This is a genomic window from Alteromonas sp. AWM4_230, from assembly GCF_056158305.1.
The window spans coordinates 1,908,129-1,926,123 of the sequence record NZ_JBSWTB010000001.1; the positions used below are offsets into that span (position 1 = coordinate 1,908,129).

General features: G+C 44.3%; 15 protein-coding genes. 3 read left to right on the forward strand and 12 right to left on the reverse strand.

Annotation, left to right across the window (positions count from 1 at the left end; genetic code table 11):
- Positions 1-267 precede the first annotated feature (267 nt).
- Positions 268-1,863: an isocitrate lyase gene (locus tag ACXACS_RS08055; RefSeq protein ID WP_474805656.1), complete on the reverse strand. Its 1,596-nt coding sequence runs from the start codon at positions 1,861-1,863 to the stop codon at positions 268-270.
- 654 nt (positions 1,864-2,517) lie between these two features.
- Between ACXACS_RS08055 and ACXACS_RS08060 the strand changes: the two genes are divergently transcribed.
- The 3 genes from ACXACS_RS08060 (at position 2,518) to glsB (ending at position 6,279) form a co-directional block, all read left to right on the forward strand.
- Complete coding sequence (locus ACXACS_RS08060; RefSeq protein ID WP_474805657.1) at positions 2,518-3,477, forward strand: chemotaxis protein CheV; 960 nt, start codon at positions 2,518-2,520, stop codon at positions 3,475-3,477.
- Positions 3,478-3,713: 236 nt separating this feature from the next.
- Positions 3,714-5,192: an alkaline phosphatase gene (locus tag ACXACS_RS08065; protein WP_474805658.1), complete on the forward strand. Its 1,479-nt coding sequence runs from the start codon at positions 3,714-3,716 to the stop codon at positions 5,190-5,192.
- 178 nt (positions 5,193-5,370) lie between these two features.
- The gene (gene glsB, locus ACXACS_RS08070; RefSeq protein ID WP_025255947.1) at positions 5,371-6,279 is read left to right on the forward strand and encodes a glutaminase B; all 909 of its coding nucleotides are present in this window, start codon (positions 5,371-5,373) and stop codon (positions 6,277-6,279) included.
- On the opposite strand, the gene ACXACS_RS08075 is transcribed toward glsB, so the two are convergent.
- The 11 genes from ACXACS_RS08075 to ACXACS_RS08125 all read right to left on the reverse strand — a co-directional run bounded on the left by ACXACS_RS08075 (position 6,276) and on the right by ACXACS_RS08125 (position 17,986).
- The gene (locus ACXACS_RS08075; protein ID WP_474805661.1) at positions 6,276-7,712 is read right to left on the reverse strand and encodes a lipocalin-like domain-containing protein; all 1,437 of its coding nucleotides are present in this window, start codon (positions 7,710-7,712) and stop codon (positions 6,276-6,278) included. The genes glsB and ACXACS_RS08075 overlap by 4 nt on opposite strands.
- The gene (locus ACXACS_RS08080; RefSeq protein WP_474805663.1) at positions 7,709-10,711 is read right to left on the reverse strand and encodes an ABC transporter permease; all 3,003 of its coding nucleotides are present in this window, start codon (positions 10,709-10,711) and stop codon (positions 7,709-7,711) included. Before ACXACS_RS08080 ends, ACXACS_RS08075 begins: the two co-directional genes overlap by 4 nt.
- 48 nt (positions 10,712-10,759) lie before the next feature.
- Positions 10,760-11,521, reverse strand: a complete 762-nt coding sequence (locus tag ACXACS_RS08085) for an ABC transporter ATP-binding protein (protein WP_474805665.1) — start codon at positions 11,519-11,521, stop codon at positions 10,760-10,762.
- A 336-nt stretch (positions 11,522-11,857) separates the two neighbouring features.
- On the reverse strand, positions 11,858-12,559 hold the full coding sequence (locus ACXACS_RS08090) for a VC0807 family protein (protein ID WP_474805666.1): 702 nt from the start codon (positions 12,557-12,559) through the stop codon (positions 11,858-11,860).
- A gap of 46 nt (positions 12,560-12,605) precedes the next feature.
- Positions 12,606-13,145 carry a rhomboid family intramembrane serine protease gene (locus ACXACS_RS08095; protein ID WP_269917431.1) on the reverse strand — a complete coding sequence of 180 codons (540 nt, stop codon included), beginning with the start codon at positions 13,143-13,145 and terminating at the stop codon, positions 12,606-12,608.
- A 20-nt stretch (positions 13,146-13,165) separates the two neighbouring features.
- Positions 13,166-14,332, reverse strand: a complete 1,167-nt coding sequence (locus tag ACXACS_RS08100) for a glutathionylspermidine synthase family protein (RefSeq protein WP_474805667.1) — start codon at positions 14,330-14,332, stop codon at positions 13,166-13,168.
- Positions 14,333-14,334: 2 nt separating this feature from the next.
- Positions 14,335-14,940 carry a DUF1190 family protein gene (locus ACXACS_RS08105; RefSeq protein WP_474809232.1) on the reverse strand — a complete coding sequence of 202 codons (606 nt, stop codon included), beginning with the start codon at positions 14,938-14,940 and terminating at the stop codon, positions 14,335-14,337.
- A 73-nt stretch (positions 14,941-15,013) separates the two neighbouring features.
- The gene (locus ACXACS_RS08110) at positions 15,014-15,430 is read right to left on the reverse strand and encodes a DUF350 domain-containing protein (RefSeq protein ID WP_474805668.1); all 417 of its coding nucleotides are present in this window, start codon (positions 15,428-15,430) and stop codon (positions 15,014-15,016) included.
- Between the two features lie 16 nt (positions 15,431-15,446).
- Positions 15,447-16,091, reverse strand: a complete 645-nt coding sequence (locus ACXACS_RS08115) for a YjfK family protein (protein WP_474805670.1) — start codon at positions 16,089-16,091, stop codon at positions 15,447-15,449.
- Positions 16,092-16,102: 11 nt separating this feature from the next.
- On the reverse strand, positions 16,103-17,158 hold the full coding sequence (locus ACXACS_RS08120) for a potassium channel family protein (protein WP_474805672.1): 1,056 nt from the start codon (positions 17,156-17,158) through the stop codon (positions 16,103-16,105).
- Positions 17,159-17,305: 147 nt separating this feature from the next.
- Entirely contained in the window at positions 17,306-17,986 is a 681-nt protein-coding gene (locus tag ACXACS_RS08125) for a PspA/IM30 family protein (RefSeq protein ID WP_118493215.1), read from the reverse strand.
- Positions 17,987-17,995: the final 9 nt, after the last annotated feature.

The following is a 17,995-nucleotide window of genomic DNA, read 5'->3' on the forward strand; positions in this document are numbered from 1 at the left end:
ATTAAACCTAATTAAACACACCTATTATAAAGCTTTTTTATTCGAATGTCAGATAAGCGTTTGGTCTTAAATTTTTCATATCTTCATTCGTAACTTATTGAAAGTTATTGAATATATGGATTGGCTATGGGGAGGGGGGGAATATGGCTTCTTTTATGTTTTCTAGAAAGTATAAATTAAATGAATGGGGTGCAGAAAAAAGGGCACCCGAAGGTGCCCTGTAGGAAAGGTTGGGATGCTTTCCGTTTAACTTATTGCCTGTTCGCGTTATACGTCGAACTGATTCATGGTGTTATCTTCACCAGACGCTTTAAGTGCACCTTCACCTGAGAAGTACTCTTTGTGCGTATCACCCAGGTCAGAACCAGCCATTGCTTGGTGCTTAACGCAAGCCAGGCCTTGGCGAATTTCTTGACGCTGAACACCGCGTACATAAGCAAGCATACCTTCTTCACCGAAGTAGCCTTTTGCAAGGTTGTCTGTAGACAGTGCCGCAGTGTGATAAGTCGGTAGCGTGATAAGGTGGTGGAAGATGCCTGCTTCACGTGCTGCATCAGCTTGGAAGCTCTTGATCTTCTCGTCCGCCGCTGCTGCAAGTTCGCTGTCGTCATAGTCAGCAGACATAAGTTTCGCGCGGTCATAACCAGAAACGTCTTTACCTTCTTCTGTCCAAGCATCGAATACTTGCTGACGGAAGTTAAGCGTCCAGTTGAATGATGGAGAGTTGTTGTAAACTAGCTTTGCGTTTGGAACTTGCTCGCGAATAGCGTTGACCATTTCAGCAATTTGACCAACGTGCGGCTTTTCAGTCTCAATCCAAAGTAGATCAGCGCCGTGTTTAAGTGACGTTACACAGTCAAGTACTACACGGTCAAAACCAGTGTTGTCTTTAAAGCGGAATAAACCATTTGGTAAACGTTCAGGCTTAACAAGTTTGCCGCCTTGTTTAAGAACTAGGTCACCTTCTGTTAGGTCGTCTGCGCCTGCAACTTCAGTCGTTTTAAGGAATGCATTGTACTGAGCAGCTAGGTCGCCTTCTGAAGTAGATACTGGGATCTTTTGAGTAAGACCAGCACCTAGTGAGTCGGTACGTGCAACAATTACACCTTCGTCAACACCTAGTTCAAGGAATGCATAGCGCACTGCGTTGATCTTCGCCAGGAAGTCTTCGTGTGGCACGGTTACTTTACCGTCTTGGTGACCACATTGCTTTGCGTCTGATACTTGGTTTTCGATTTGGATACAGCATGCACCCGCTTCAATCATTTGCTTTGCAAGTAGGTACGTTGCTTCTTCATTACCGAAGCCCGCGTCGATATCAGCGATAATTGGAACTACGTGAGTTTCGTAGTTATCGATTTCAGCTTGAATTGCAGCAACATCGCCACCGTTTTTCTTTGCGTCGTCTAGTTTATGGAAAAGGTCACCCAGTTCACGTGCGTCAGCTTGACGAAGGAAAGTGTATAGCTCTTCGATAAGTGCAGACACTGACGTTTTCTCGTGCATAGATTGGTCAGGTAGAGGACCAAACTCAGAGCGAAGTGCTGCTACCATCCAACCTGAAAGGTACAGGTAGCTTTTATTAGTTGTGCCTTGATGCTTTTTAACTGAAAGCATTTTCTGTTGGCCTACAAAACCGTGCCAGCAGCCTAGAGACTGTGTGTACTGAGACGAATCTGCGTCGTATTCAGCCATGTCTTTGCGCATGATGCTTGCAGTATAGCGAGCAATATCTAAACCTGTTTTAAAACGGTTTTGAACCTTCATGCGTGCAGCGAATTCTGGGTTGATACCTTCCCAAGTTCCTTTTTGTGCTGCCTTTAATGTGGCGAAGTTATCAATGTCTTGTTGATATTGCGACATGAGCGTCTCTCCCGACTGTAATTAAAATTCTTAACGTTGTTTGTGTTCACGCTGTAGGGCGTTCCCGTTGATTCCATTTCATCCTAGTGCCGGAATTTTAATAATAGAAATATATATTTTGCATTGCGGTCATTGATATTGTGAATGTTTATCTAGTGCCGCTATGCCACCGAATTTTTCACCAAGTTAGAAAACGTTCATCTAACACTTAGATAATACGGGAACAGCGAACTTAGTCGTTCATCGCTAAAAAGGCATAGAGGTGCCTTACAAAAACCGTGCGCGAAAGTAATCAGAAGAGGCATATTTGAAGTTGTTGGCCTATATTTAAGCTACCTTATTGTTAATAGCGATGCCTCGCCATCGTATTCCTGGACGCCCATCGCGCTTTAACGTATTGGATAAAGTAGCCAGGAGAAGACGCTAATGCATGTAAATAAAAGCTCACTAGAGGTGTGGTCGCTGAAAAGAGTGCCTTACCTATAAGGTATTAATTATGCAGTTTTTTTCAGCTGTCTATTAGCTAAAAGGGGAATAGCTTTGTAATGATGGTCGGGGTAACTTTAGCGGTAAGTTATTGTAGCTAGGCTAAATTCATATGACGGTATTAAGTTAGCTATAGGTCTTTGATTGTAAAATGAATAAGTGGGCGTTATGAGTAACAGTGTATTGTCGTCGGTTGATCAGAGAACCAAGCTTGTAGGGGAAAACAGGCTTGAGCTTTTGATGTTTCAGCTTGGAACTCGTCACATTTTTGCCATGAATGTCTTTAAAATTAAAGAAGTTATCAATGTCCCCAAGCTTAACGTTATGCCTGGTTCCCATAATAATCTAAAAGGTGTAATGAATTACCGCGGTAGCTCTATTCCAATTATAGACTTACGTCAGGCGATAAAAATGCGCGGAGCAGCCACAGAAGCCACAGCGAAAAATGTTATTATCACCGAATACAATAGAAGTGTGCAGGGCTTTATTATTGGCGAAGTTAAAAATATTGTGAATACCTCTTGGGGGACGATACAACCGCCGCCAAGTGGCATTGGTAAATCTAACTATTTGACCGCCATAACTCAGGTGAATGTTGAGGGTAAACAAGAGCTGGTTGAGATAATAGATGTTGAAAAAGTACTCGCGGAAATCATCGATTACGATACGTCAATTTCTGAAGAAGTGTTAGATCAAGATATCGTCAATCACTTTCTAGGCAAGAAAGTGTTGATAGTTGATGATTCCAGCACGGCAAGAAAACAAATAAGAGACACCTTAGAGCAGCTAGGCATCAGCATTATTGAACGAAAGAATGGCGCAGAGGCGTTGGCGCTACTAAAACAGTGGGCTGATGAAGGTAAGAACCCTACCGATGAAATATTGCTTATGTTCACTGATGCAGAAATGCCGGAAATGGACGGTTATCGGCTTACCTCAGAAGTGCGTAACGACCCGCGTATGAGCAACCTGTTTATCGCACTAAACACCTCATTAAGTGGAAGCTTTAACGATGCCATGGTTGAAAAAGTAGGTTGTAATAGATTTATCTCTAAATTTCAGCCCGATATGCTTGTAGACGTGGCGCAGCAGCGCATGCGCGAATACCTTGCTGCACAAAGCAAATAGTCTTTCCTTTCTTAAATATTCTTCAATCCGACGAGGTGGCTAAAACGGTCATCTCATCATAAGCTTATTTTATCCAAAAGCTTTGAGCATATTGCCCGCCTGATTTACACTATTACCTCTTATCGCTTTGCTAATACCTTTATGATCACCAAAGAATCATTCGCGATAATATCGATTTTGCAGTAACTGCGGCTAATAACGTCAGCAGGTATCTTTACTTACTCAGGGAAGTTTAAATGATTAAACAATTTGTTCGCACATCATTGCTAAGTTGTGCGTCTATTGCTGTTCTTGCGAGCTGTGGTATCACTGAATCAAAGACAGAGTCAGCAAACGTAAACAGTAGCCAAATTAAAGGTGTGCCGAAAAATATCATTATGGTTGTTGCCGACGGTATGGGGCCTGCCTACACTACCGCTTATCGCAATTATGTAGATGATCCGTCAACACCGGAAGTAGAGACGGTTGTATTTGACGACATTTTAGTAGGTAACGCGTCGACTTACCCCGCTCGTGTATCGGGTTATGTAACCGATTCAGCCGCTGCCGCAACAGCACTTGCTACCGGCGTGAAGTCATACAATGGTGCAATAGGCGTAGATGTTGATAAACAGCCAGTAAACTCGGTTATGTACTATGCCAAAAGTAAAGGTATGCGTACGGGTTTAGCCGTAACCTCGCAAATTGTTCACGCAACACCAGCGTCATACATTGCGCACAACGAAAGCCGCAAGAACTACAACGAAATTGCTGAGGATTTCTTTGATGTTCGCGCAAACGGCGAGTTTGTAGCAGACGTAATGTTAGGTGGTGGTACTTCCTATTTTGAAAGAGAGGATAGAGATATTCTGGCGCAGTTTATTGATGCGGGCTACGAATATGCTGATTCATATAACCGCTTGGCGTCAGTACCAGCAGGAAGTAACGTACTTGGTCTGTTTGCTCCTGTAGCGCTGCCTGCAGTGCTGGATGATAAGCGTAAAAACCGTCTTGAGTACTTAACTCAACATGCGATCAAACACTTAGAAAACGACAACGGCTTTTTCCTTTTAGTTGAAGCGAGCCAGGTAGATTGGGCAGGGCACGCAAATGATATCGCTTCTGCTATGGCTGAAATGCATGACTTGGCGCTAACCATGGAATATCTGCGCGATTATGTTAAAGCTAACCCGGACACACTGGTTGTACTAACTGCTGACCATAGTACCGGCGGTTTAACAATTGGCGCAAATGGCGACTACCGCTGGAGTCCTGAACATTTAAAATCAATGTCAGCCTCGGTAATGACGATAGCGCTTAATATGGCTAATGAAGAAAATCCTGGCGAGTATGTGGCGCAGAAGCTTGGGCTTTCGCTAAGCGAAGAAGAGTTAGCCACGTTAAATAGTGTATCGAATCAAGATGATAAAACGCGCTTTATGGCGGTGAAAACCTTTCTAGATACAAAAACAAATACAGGGTGGACTACAGGCGGCCATACTGGTGTAGATGTTGAAGTGTTTGCTTTTGGAGCTGGCTATCAGTCGTTCATGGGGCAGATTGACAATACCGATATTGCTAAAACCATTTTCAGTTTTATTGATAACAAGCAACCTATGAAAATCGATAATGACGAAAATGAAGTATCAAGAAAGGTGACCACCAATATCGAGCTTACGTCTGATGAAGATGATGACGGCTTATGCGACTTTAAAGAAGACTGGCGCTGTAACTAAACGTCGGGATAGGTTCGCGTAATAAGGCTTTTGAAGCAGAGTGCGTTATTGAAGCGACACATAGCCAATAGAACTTAACTAAAATAAAAGCGCCGGCGTTTTTTAACAGGCGCTTTTCTTTTATTAATGAAAAAAGATATTTGCAAAAAAGAGGTCAAACGAGAGAATGGAAAGCGAAATGCTATCGTTACTGCAGGATATTTATGACGAAGTCGAGCCTATGCTTGGCATGGGTAAAGTCGCGGACTATATCCCGGCGTTAGCCACTGTTAATCCTCGTCAGTTTGGTATTTCTATCTGTGATATCAATGGGCACATTACGTCTATTGGTGACGCTAGCGTGCCCTTTTCAATACAAAGCATCTCAAAAGTTTTCAACCTGGTTTTGTCCATCAATCACTACGGTGAAACCATGTGGGAGCGGGTGGGGTGTGAGCCATCTGGGCTGCCGTTCAACTCTTTGGTGCAGTTAGAATACGAACATGGTATTCCGCGCAACCCTTTTATTAATGCCGGTGCACTGGTGGTAAGTGACATGGTGCAATCGCGATTTGCATCACCTTTTATTGCCATGAGAGATTTTGTAAGACGCTTAAGCTGCAATGGGGAGATCGTCGTTAATAAAGAAGTTGCCGATTCGGAATTTGAACACCGTTCTCGTAACGCAGCAATGGCGTATTTGATGAAAGCCTACGGCAATTTTGAAAACGACGTGGAAGATGTGCTTCGCAATTACTTTCATAACTGCGCATTAGAAATGAGCTGTGAAGATTTAGCGCGTTCGACAAGCTTCCTTGCTAACGCGGGCTTCTCAACCTGCGCAAATGAGCAGGTATTAACGCCTTACCAAACAAAGCAAGTAAACGCATTGCTTGCAACCAGCGGCATGTATGACGAAGCGGGCAGCTTTGCTTTTAAAGTGGGTCTGCCGGGCAAAAGTGGGGTAGGCGGTGGTATTGTTGCCGTGGTACCTGGTCGTTTTACTATTTGCGTATTTTCTCCTGCTCTTAACAGCGTAGGGAACTCGCAGCTAGGCGTGGCGGCGCTAACTTCGCTAAGTGAACGGATAAATTGGTCTATTTATTAATATCCCGTCAATTCCATGAAGCCGCTCCCTGAGTGGGAGCCTTTTACTTCAATTCGTCCCTCATAGTAGGGAAATAAACTGTTATTCCACTGTTTTTCTTTAAACGCGCTAACGGAAATATCGATGTTTTTTGTCGGTAACTGTATGCGCCAAGCTGTGGGAACGGAACGGACTGAGCTGCCTTGTTCACCTTCTACTTTAATTTCTACTTGAATTGGCTCATAGCCTGCTGGTGTAATAGATAGGCTGTCTTGCTTGATGGTCTCTTTCATTCCATCTTTACTTATGAAGCTGGCCGTTGTGAACACTTCAGCGTTTTGAGTTTTACTTTTTTCTTCGCTGTCAGTATTCGCATGCATTCGAAACGCCATGAGTTTGCTTCCGTCGTTTAAATGCAGCGAGAACCAGTCCCACCCCAATGCCTCGCTGTTGGCCAAGTGGCTCGTCCATTCGTGATCAAACCAGCCTTTACCCTCAACTTTTATGTTATTGCCCTCTATATTTAAAGTGCCCTTTGCATCAATGAAGGGCTGGCTGTAATAGTAAGAGCGAAGCCGTTCGTCTTGCGTTTTTTTGCTATAGCCATTATCGCCTTGCTTTATAAAAGGGCCCGAAGAGTCTAAGTTAAGCGCAACCTTAATGGCTTTATTCATTAGAACTACGTCAGTATTTAACTGTGTATCTGCAGGTGAAGCTCTATTTACAGCACCATTTTGAGCTTCATCGTTTCTAGGTAGCGCACTTTCAGGAGGTTTGGAGGTTGCATTAGACGGCTGATTTGTATCGCGCGTATGTTGTTTACCAAAAGCAAAGGTTAACGTGGAGGGAAACATAGCTTTGCTTTCTACTTTGGCTGCGGCTTCCGACATTGGTTGTGCTGCCTTCCAAACCCAATCATCTATGACCGTAGTGAAGGGGCTTTGTTTTACGTATGCGTTACCTACGCCGCCACTCGCAAATCGCTCTTCAAAATAGTGATGATTTAGGGTGTGTAGTGAGGCGTGCCCCATCCATTGCTGTCCGTTAGCCCAATTTCGCACGACTGGTTTATCAGTACTCATATTGACAGCCGTATCGGTATTGAATCGAAAAAGCGTATATTGCAAGCCGAATTCCTGACCGTTCTCGCCACTTAATACAAAGGTTAAGTACCACCATTCTAATTGGAAGTCGGGATGGCTTTTATGATCTTCAGGAAGCTCAACATACGTGTTTCTTTCTACTGAAGTAAAGGCGTCGCTCGATTGCATCTCGCCAAAGAAACCACGAGGTGAAGAAGCTTTTGAGGACTCACTACTCTTGCTTTGCTCGTTTGTATTTGAACTGTCATTACAGGCAGACAAGAATGAGCAAGTGAGAAAAAGCAATAAACAGCTAAACTTGCTGAAAGGCCAACGAGAATAGTGGCGGGTGCGATTTAATGTATGTGTCATAGCTGCACTTCCTGTCTTAAATCAATTTTGGGTTTTAGTTTTCCTAAAGGCAGTAAAAGCACCAGTGAAACGATAAGCAGAGAAAGGCCCACACTAGATAGAATGACGTTTACTTCAATTGAAAGAGGGTACACCCAGTTAAAGGCATATCGATTGACTAAATTTATAAAGACGTAGGCTAGGTAAATGCCAAAGGGAATGGCGAGCAATGCTGAAACAAAGCAAAGTAACAGGTACTGCATAAATAACGATGCTTTAACTTTAAGCTGGCTAACCCCAAGTGCCCTTAGCACAGACAGTTGTGGTGAACTACCTATCGTCAAAACGGTAAGAGACACCGCGAAGGCAATGCCTGCCACAAGCAAGGTCGTAATATTCAGGCCATCGGTCAACACAAAGGTGCGGTCAAACGTATCCATGGAGGTATTTAGAAGCGCCTGCCTGCTATACAGGGTTATGTCGGCTTCATCTCCAAGGCGAGCTGTTAGCTGTTGTTCGAGCGTTTCTTTTGCGAAAGTAACCTCGCGACCCGCTGTTGTACCCTGGCTGTCGTCTGGATTGGGGTACATAGCCAATACGCCGGAAAATAATTTATTTTTCACCGTAATGTTTTGTTGGTTGAATAAAGGAAGCGGTGCTAATATCTGCCCATTAAGATTGCCATAATCAGGGTATATACCAAGCACTTTCCACTCAGGTCGTGTTGAGAAAATACTTGTATTTGAAGGCCTGCTTGGCAAGTTGTTGGCAGAACTGGCTTTCGCCTCCTCAGCTTGAACGTTTGTTGGGTTTGTGGATAGGGTAGCGTTCGAACTACTTCCAATTATCCCTTTTCGAAACCTAATATTACCTACAGTTAGCGTCTCGCCTAATTCAGCATTAAGCGCGAAGGCTAATTGCTGATTAATAAATACCCCTTTCCCTTCCTTGAACCCACGCCAAGCTGCACTACGGTCGTTGTTTATTACGCTATCGAGGACCAGACCCTCTTTACCATTTTTATGAACAGGGTAACTACTAATAGAAATGTAAGTAGGCGGGAGGGCATTTACTTTACTTACTTCTTCTGTGCCATTTAAACGTAACACATCACCGTCAGCTTTTAGCAAAGGCGTTACGGCCAATGGTGATAGTGAATTGTCCGATAGTGATTCTATATTGCTAAGTGGCGCGTCGGTATAAAGGTAGAAAGGCGCGTAAAGCCTTTGATTTAACCATTGCTCCGTTGCACTTCTAAAGCTGTCGGTCATGGTATTCATGCCGATATTTGCTGTTAAGGCAATGAAAAATGCGCAAACAGCAAGACGTGTCTTGCTAGACAACAAGTGCATATTAGAAATCACGTAATGAAATACAGGCCATTGTCTTGGCACAAATGCGCTAAGTAGTTTTGCTACGATGGGTAGCCACAGAAGCACAAGTCCACAGCTGGTGAGTAATAACAACGCTACAAAGAAAAGTGCAGATGCCGTAGAGGTAACAAAGGCTTCAGCAATAAACAGCAAAACCAAGGCAGCTGATGATACAAACCCTACAGCCCTTTGCCGCATGATTTTCTTTCTGGCAGGGCGCACCGTTAATGCATTTGAAAGCTTAACTATCGAAGCCAAGGAGAATACGACTAACGACGTAAAAGTCGTTATTAACGCGAATCCGAAAATAAAAAGCAGGTTGACGTCAGGATTAATAAATACCGCGTTAAACAACGACGAGAAGGTACCGCTTATAACCGGTGATAACCATGACGCGGCTTGAAAGCCTATGAAGATGCCAATTGGTATACTTATCACGCAGTAAACCAGCAGTTCAGTAAAGAGCGCGCCACTTAATACACGCTGAGATATACCAAGTTGGCGAAGCCGTATCACGTTGGGTAGCCGTGTACGGTACATCAAATTTAGCGCGTTCAGCACTATAAAAAGTGAAACCACGCCCATAAGCGCGCTCATTGCCCATAGATTCAATCTAAAGCTATCTGGTAACGAGCCAGTGTCATTGTCACTGGTGTTACTTGATTGTTTAATGGGTATTCCAAGTAATGCTTCTATTGTCTCAAGGTCTTGTTCGGAAAGCGGCGAGAGAGCTGCTAGGCCAGTAAGCGGTACAAAACTTTTTTGTTGCTTTGAAATATGGTTAGCGCCGGGCTGGGTGTTATCCTTGCTGTGGGTATTAGCTTTGCTGAAGGTATCATTATTGCTGCTAGGGCTTATCCCTCCTTTGTAAAAGTCATCAACAGAGACCAAAATCGTATCTTGCGGCACCAGATTGCTTACATAAGCATTGACCGCTGCTGGCCAATAGGGGCGTGTTGTCGTCGTACTATGATTTTCACTTAGCGTATTGTGACAAGTAAGTTTGGCATTTGTAACAGGGTGAAGCAGTCCGTTTACTGAAAAGGTGTCCGTAGAATTAGCTCGTAATATTCGAGCAGCAGAAGCTGGCTTACTTTCTCCAGCTCTCAAAGAAAGAGACGATAGCGAAGTGTTTTTGTCAGTAGCTCGAAAGGTACTTCCTAGAAGAGGCTGGGTATCAACGCCAAGCAACGTGAGGGTAATTGGCGTTGCTGCCGTATCACTGCATGAAAGGGTAATGCTGCGTTCAGATATAGCAATAAGCTGGGTAAAGCCGTGCCTGCGAAGGTTGGCATAATCTTCCTTCGTGAAGCCTTCACGAGTAAAGCGCTCATGTGTGGTCTGTTCTTGTACAGAGCGCTCATGATCAGGTCGCTCGTGTGAGTACTCACTTTTAACGCTGCCTTGCAAGAGGCTCCCTGGTTCAGATTGTACTCCGCTGTAGACTGGTGTAATGATACTACCGGTAAAAAGACCTTTATTAGATTGGAGAAGCTCACCCTGTGTTGCGCCCTCGTTTATCAGTAAAACGGTAACAAGCCCGGCATTGGCTAATACTATTGCGACCATAATGAGCAAGGGTTCCCAAGGTCTATGCCTTGCCATAGCAAGAAGACTAGAGTTACTCAGCAGTAATGTGCGCAGCAAAGCAGCTTCTCACTCTTTAACGACGTGTTTGTAAAAAGATTCATATTGCTAAATATCTTCACCATTACGCTCCTTTGCGTAAATTGGTGGTGAAACTGTGCCATTTATTACATTTGCAGACTCTATGCTTCCAAGCCTCACATCTTCTAATACGCCTTTATGCAGTCGCAAAACAGAATCCGCTTTTATCGCAACGTCTTGACTGTGGGTAACGACAACAAGAGAGGTATTAGCTTGCTTGCAGGTTTGAAAAAGTAAGTCAGATACGGTTTCGCTGGTGGTCTCGTCTAAATTGCCGGTGGGTTCGTCAGCTAGAATAAGCGCGGGGCGATGTACTAATGCTCGGGCTATGGCACAGCGCTGCTGTTCGCCTCCAGACAATTGGCTTAGCGGCTTTTGCGCTAAGGATAATATTCCAAGCTGTTCCATTAATGCTAATTGATAGTCTTTGTCAAAATTACCTTTTAGCCTTGCGGTAAAGGCAATGTTGTCCCAGGCATTGAAGCAGTCGAACAGGTTAAAGCTTTGGAATACGATGCCCAAATGCTGTTTACGGAAATTATCAACGTCTCTGGTCTGAGTGTTATTGCCTTGGTTGCTAGCACTAGCAATTGCTAACCCATTTACTGCAATCTCGCCGCTATCAGGGCTTTCGAACCCAGCAATGAGCGATAGCAAAGTCGATTTGCCACACCCAGAGGCACCCTGTATGCTCACCGATTCGCCCGAGTGTACAGACAAATTAAGGTTGTTTACAAGCGGCGCTCCCGCCTTTGAAAACGATTTTTTTAACTCTTTTATTGTCAGCATAGTTGGCCGTTTTTTCTTGAACCGTTTTGGTCTGAACATGGGGGCACGAGCATGCACGCTATACACAGTGTTGATGGTTTACTGGCAGAGGAGCTATGTGCGCTTTATGTTAGCGCCAACATGTTCTGATGGAACTGGTTCTTCTTATCTTTAAGAGTATACGTAATACCCACACTTTTTGGTTAAAAGCGGTGTGGGAATTTGATGGCTAATACCCTTGGGCGGCTCAGGATATTTCTTCGGTAGCTTAAAATACTAGATATGTAACAGATTTAGTCGTAGGGCAGGGGACTTCAAATTTAAAAAGGGGCGTTAAGCCCCTTCTAGTTTGTATCGTTACTGATTGATGAAGTTATCGAGCTCTTCGCCAGTGATTTTCTTGATTTGTGCAAATAAATACCAGAGCGCGGCAATAAGTAAAATCATGCTCGGGATCACAATGACAGGGTAGCTAAGCGCAGTCATTCGCCCTAACTCTTCAGTGTAGGCCGTTGTGCCCGGCTCACTGACCAATATCATCTTGGCCAAAATATAATTAAGCGCTGAAGAGAGGAAAAACGAGCTCGCGACAATATAAGAGCTTACCGCCACCTTCTTCTTAAACTCTGGCTGCTTTCCCTTGGCATCTAATACCTGATTGAGATGAGGCCAGTTTATGATCTGGTCGTTAAGAATAAGCATTTTGACCAGGGGTTTGTTCGTGTACTGGGTTACCAACACCGCTATACCGATAATGCCCGGAATGGCCGCTTCTTTAATCGCAATATACTCTGCTGGCAGTTTAAGCAAGCTAAACCCACCGGTCAGTAACACACTGATAATCCCAAGAATAGAAAATCCGTTTACCTTTCCTGATTCTCTTAGGTCCCATAGGCCATAGCCAATAGGAAAGCTAAGAGCAGCTACAATACTCCACGCTGGCCCTAGGTAATCTTCTGAACTTGCATAGCTCATCAATACCACAGGAATAACAATGTTAAACGCGAGGTTGCCGAAAAAGCCTTGATTCTTTTGTGTAGGTTCTTGTACTGCTGACATATCTTTTATTAACGTCTTATCTTAAAGCCAATTATACGGAAAGTAATTAGCGTGCCCAGTGCCATGCGGCAAATAAGCCGCCAATAAAGCCAAACAGATGATATTCAAAGGAAATAAATTTTGATGTGGGAAGTACACCAACCAGCATTCCACCGTATAGCGCTGCAACTACTAGTGAAATAAGCAAATACCGCACTTTGTTACTTCTAAAACCTGCCAGCACGAGGAAACCGAAATAACCATATACCATGCCGCTTGCGCCAATATGCGTAGCGGTTCTGCCGAACAGCCATACACCTAAGCCACCTATCAGCAATGCGCTTAAAGTAGCAATGAGAAATGTACGTTTTCCCCATTGCATAGTAAGCCACATGAACAGCAAAAGAGGCACCAAGTTGGCCATCAAGTGCGTCGGCGTTCCATGAAGAAAAGGTGCAGTAAAGATATAAGGCAGACTTGATAGGGTACGAGGCACCACACCAAACTGATTAAGTGCATTGCCGGTAAGTAAATTTGCTACTTCTATTACAATTAAAAGTGCGCCCAACGTTAGCAGAACGCGAATTTGAAATGAAAGCGGCTTCATAAAATGGCCCCTTAATTAAATTACAGGATAATATGGGGAAGGTAGCGAGAAAGGTCCTGTGTGATCGCTGAGGTATCTTCTCTTACCGAAATACCCGCCGGCATGTCATCTACTAACCAACTACCTATAAGCGTATGATTACCTTCAAAAACGGGCAATGGTTCAAAAGCTTGAACAATAAAACCTTCTTCACCGTAAGGCCCGTCACTTAAAACGTTCTCAACACCACTTTCGATAATTGATACGTTGGCGCCCTCTCTAGAAAATAGGGGCTTTTTAATCCACTTTCCGGACAGACTCTTTGTATTTATTTCGTCTGAAAAATAAGCGGGAAGCAGGTTAGGATGGCCTTCAAATTTCTTCCATAGCTGAGGAAGCAGCGCTTTATTTGAGATAATTGATTTCCACGCAGGCTCCAACCAATTTACTTGGGCGTCTTCTAATACGTCGCCAAACTCTTCGCGCAGCATAAATTCCCAAGGGTAAAGCTTGAAGCAGTCTGTAATTGGCGCGTCTTGAAGGTCAGTAAAAACGCCTGTGTCTGCTAATCCAATATCTTCGATAAACACAAAGTCAGCTATAAGTCCTGCTTCTTTAGCGCAGTCTTGAAGGTATTGCACGGTACCGCGGTCTTCAACGGTATCTTTACAGCATGCCATATGCAGTTGATTTATATTGTAGTGCAGCGCAATTTCACGAAAGCGATGGACTAACTTTTCTTGCAAGCTGTTAAACTGATCGGCATGCAGAGCAAGTTTGCCGGCATCCACATTTTGTGAAAGCCACAGCCATTGCCAAAAACCGGATTCATACAGGCTGGTGGGCGTATCTGCATTATTCTCAAGAAGTTTTGCCGGCCCTTTACCGCTGTAAACAAGGTCAAGGCGAGAGTACAAACTTGGGTCTCTTTCGTTCCAGCTATTGCGCACTAAATCCCAATGCTGCTCGGGGATGCAAAAGCGAGTAAGTAATTCCTCACTATTAACTACATCTTCGGTCACCGCCAAGCACATTTGATGTAACTCGGAAGTGGGGTCTTCAATGTCGTTTTCAATTTGCGCGAGTGTGAATTGGTAGTAGGCACTTTCATCCCAGTACGGCTCGCCATACATGGTGTGGAAGTGAAAGCCAAACTCGTTAGCCAACTGCTGCCAGCCCTTGCGAGGCTGGCAAGGCATTCTAAACATAGTTATCCGCCCCAGCCGCCTTTACGGCTGCTGCTACCCCAAGACGATTTTGCTCGAACACTGCTGCCAAACCCGCCTCGTTTCATGGTGCGGTTCACCGTAGGCTTTGGTTTGTAAACGCTTTTATTTACGCGGTAATTTCTTTTACGAATATCGCCGTCGAACACATAGCCGTCTGCCGTTATCCAGCGTGAACGAAATGGTGAATTGTATGAATAGGAAGTATATAAGGGTTGCGAGTAGTAGCGATTTGGCGATAGCAGAGAACTCACCATGTAGCCAGCCATGAATGGCATAAAAAAGCTGCCGCTACTGTTGTTCACATATTGGCACTGGTTAGGGCCAAATTCATGTTCGCAGTCGTACTCAGAACTAAAGCGCGGGCTCGTGCGCATAGCCTCGTCGACCGCTGTCTGGTAGGCAGCTTCACAACGCTCTACTGCATCAGGAAAATCCTGTTTACAGTCTTCTAGCGAGGTGTAAATGGTGGCGTCCTCTTTTTCACCGCCACAGCCACTAAGGATGACGCTAGCCACGCCTAACGCTAGAGGCTTAACGTTAAAACCTTTGCGCATACTGTCAAGGTTGATGTGCTTGGTGCGCTTCATAACAGGTCGCTCACTTTGCTGGTTATCAACACTTTGACGTTCTAGGTTACTTTTATCTGTCATCGCTGCCCCCTTAATAGGTCATGCAAGCGGCATTGAGTAAGCCTACGGCAATAGACATGCTGGCAAGCATAACACCCGCAGAAACTTCGTTATTGTTTATGCGCTCAGCGATTTTCGGCATAAAGCTGAAACGCAAAATGGCAAACGCTAGGGATTGTGCAATCACAGCAACAAGCGCCCAAATAGCAAAATCTACTACAGCAACAGAGTTTGAAGCTGCGCTGCCAAGGGCGATAGCAAATCCAATAATAGCGCCACCAAAGCCGATGGCAGCAGCAACGTTTTTCTCTTCTTTTACCAGCTTCCATTCATCGTGAGGTGTAACCAAGGCGTACACCAATTTGAAGATAAACAAGAAAACAATCGATAGGCCGAAGTACAGCGCAAAGTTATCCAAGCCGGCCAAAGAGTGCATAATGGTATCCATAGTTATTCCTTTTTTATTAACCGTTTATTGTGATGTCTGCAGGCTCAACATCGAAGCCGGTAGAAATCACTAAGCATCTATCTAAATTATTACCTACTTGCTTTTCTTCACCAACAACAAGCAAGGTCTCAACTCTATCGTTACTGATAGGGCGTTCGTATAACATCTTAAACTGATCTGTTTTACTGACATCACCGTCTTCTTCGTAGGTTGTTTCGGTAACCGCAACAGGTGGCGATTCGTCGCCCACCGCACCCCATACACGGGTATAGACCTTACCCTCAAGCTCGTAGGTAGGCTGACTGATTACGCTCTTTAAACATTCATTCCACTGAGAAGTGTTGCCAATGGTTTTTGTCTCATAAAAGTGCCAAAGTTTCACGTCAGTAATGTGGTTCTCTGATAGACCACCGTCGGTCACCACCTGTAAAAAGCCATCATCGTCAGTGTAAAAACGAAGCAGGGTGCCGCCAGTATCCAAAGGGGCTTCACCTACCGCTTGAATTAACTGCGAACGGGCTGCACCTTCAATAGTGAGCTCCGGTTCTAATAGGGAAAGTTTTAAGTTATCTAATTCGAAAGAACCACCTAAATAAAGCCCCATTATTTCTGGCGACTTAGGTTTTTTAGGCTCTGATTTTTTAAATAGTTTACTAAACATGTTTACGCCTCTTAATCAGCGTCCAGTGACGACCAGTTTATTGCATTAATGCGTCGCTCAGCGATGTAAAACAAGGTGTCACCTGGGTTTAATGTAGCGTCTAACGGCGGGTTTACCACCATTTCTTTCACAAGGCCATTGGGTGCATAACCAATAAAGATAGCGTCGTGTTTACGCTTTAAATTGATAAATAACTTGGCAACGGAAATCGCTTGGCAACTTTGCGGTATTTTTACTGAAAATTGGGCTTGCCCTTCATCAATACTTAGCAAATCGTGATGAAGCATACTTGAACCAGGATCGAATGCAGCTTTAACCAGCATTTCTATTGCAACACTGGGTGTGCATTCCACTTTAGGGCAGTGGTCCTGAAGCAAATTAACTAAGCTGTCATCGTCGAAATAGGCCACCTGATGTGCATCGGGGTTGCGCTTGGTACAATAAAGCGCAGTAGTCATGGTGACATCATCTTGCGGGTTATCAATAAGAATGGTTTTCGCAGTGGATACGCAGGCGCGGTCCATGTCTTCGTCTTTGTTGAACGAATCGACTTTTACAAATTCAATGACGCCAGGCATGGGGTTGGTAATATCAGCTTTTACGCAAAGTACAATGTCAGGACGTTCAGACATTGCATCTCGTTCTTGAAGAATCAAGTCAAGCAGCATCATGGTGCGCTGCTCATTCCACCCAATCACCAAGATATGTTCATTAAGCATCAAGCTATTCATACCCAACAATCCTTTCTTCCACGTTAAAGAAACCCAAGCTGCAATTCGCCCAATCACCATGGCGAAAATACTCAAACCAAGCGGTATGACATAAAGCGCAACAACTAATTTGCCCGCTGGTGTGACGGGAGACAAATCGCCATAACCTACCGTTGAAGCAGTGACCGCTAACCAGTAGACAAAGTCGGTTTTAGCAATTAAGTCGTGTTCGCCTGCAGCGAAAAGAAGCCAATAGCTTGTTACTGCGTAAAACGCGGTCGCACCGACAATGGTGTACCAGCGAGACTCTGCAAAGTATTGCAGCATGATTTTTCGCAGTTTAATCCATGGAGACATAAAACAAACAGCCCTTGTTATGCGTGTCCTTACTCTGCCTTGAAGTACTTGATTTGTCTAGATTAGGTCGTTGTTATCTGGCGATTTATGCAAGGAATTATTGTAACAAGAATTAAAAATGGGAGCCTTTAGCTCCCATCCTTTAACTTACTTGCCTAGAATTCGAGCTAGCTCGTCATCGGCTGAGGTTTTGCCCCCTTTGATGCCCGCTTCGGCTAGGCGTTTTTCTAGGTCGCTGCTCGACTCCTCGCTAGCTAGTTCCTCGGCTGCTTGAAGTTCCGCATTGCGCATCTTTTGCTTGTCCTGAATGCGAGACAAAGACTCAGTCGCTGTCTTCATTTTGCTGTTCGCGCCCATGTGGCGTGAAGATACTGCAACCTGCGCTTTTTGAACACTTTCAGTAGCTTTGACCATATCCACTTGCTGCTCTAAGCGGCGCAAATTCGCTTTAGCTTGCTGAATATTATTAGCTAACTGTTTTTCAGACTGTTTGAACTGATCAAGGTAGGTTTGTTCTTGCTCACGTTCTTCTTTCAACTCTGACACTTTCTGAGCACAGTCAAGAGCAAGCTGACGATCATTATCTATCGCTTTACGCGCATGCTCTTCGTACTCGGCTATTGACGAGTTGAAGCTATCGACTTTTTGTTGAGAAAGTTTACATTTCGCCAAAATCTGCGTGCGCGCATGATCAGACTTACGTAGTTCTTCTTTGGCTTCTCTGATTTCTTGTTCCAAAATTCGAATCGCCTGACTGTCTGCAACAGACTGCGCAGCTTCGGTAGCACCACCTTTTACTGCAGTAATTAGTTTTTTCCACACTGACATTCGCTTCTC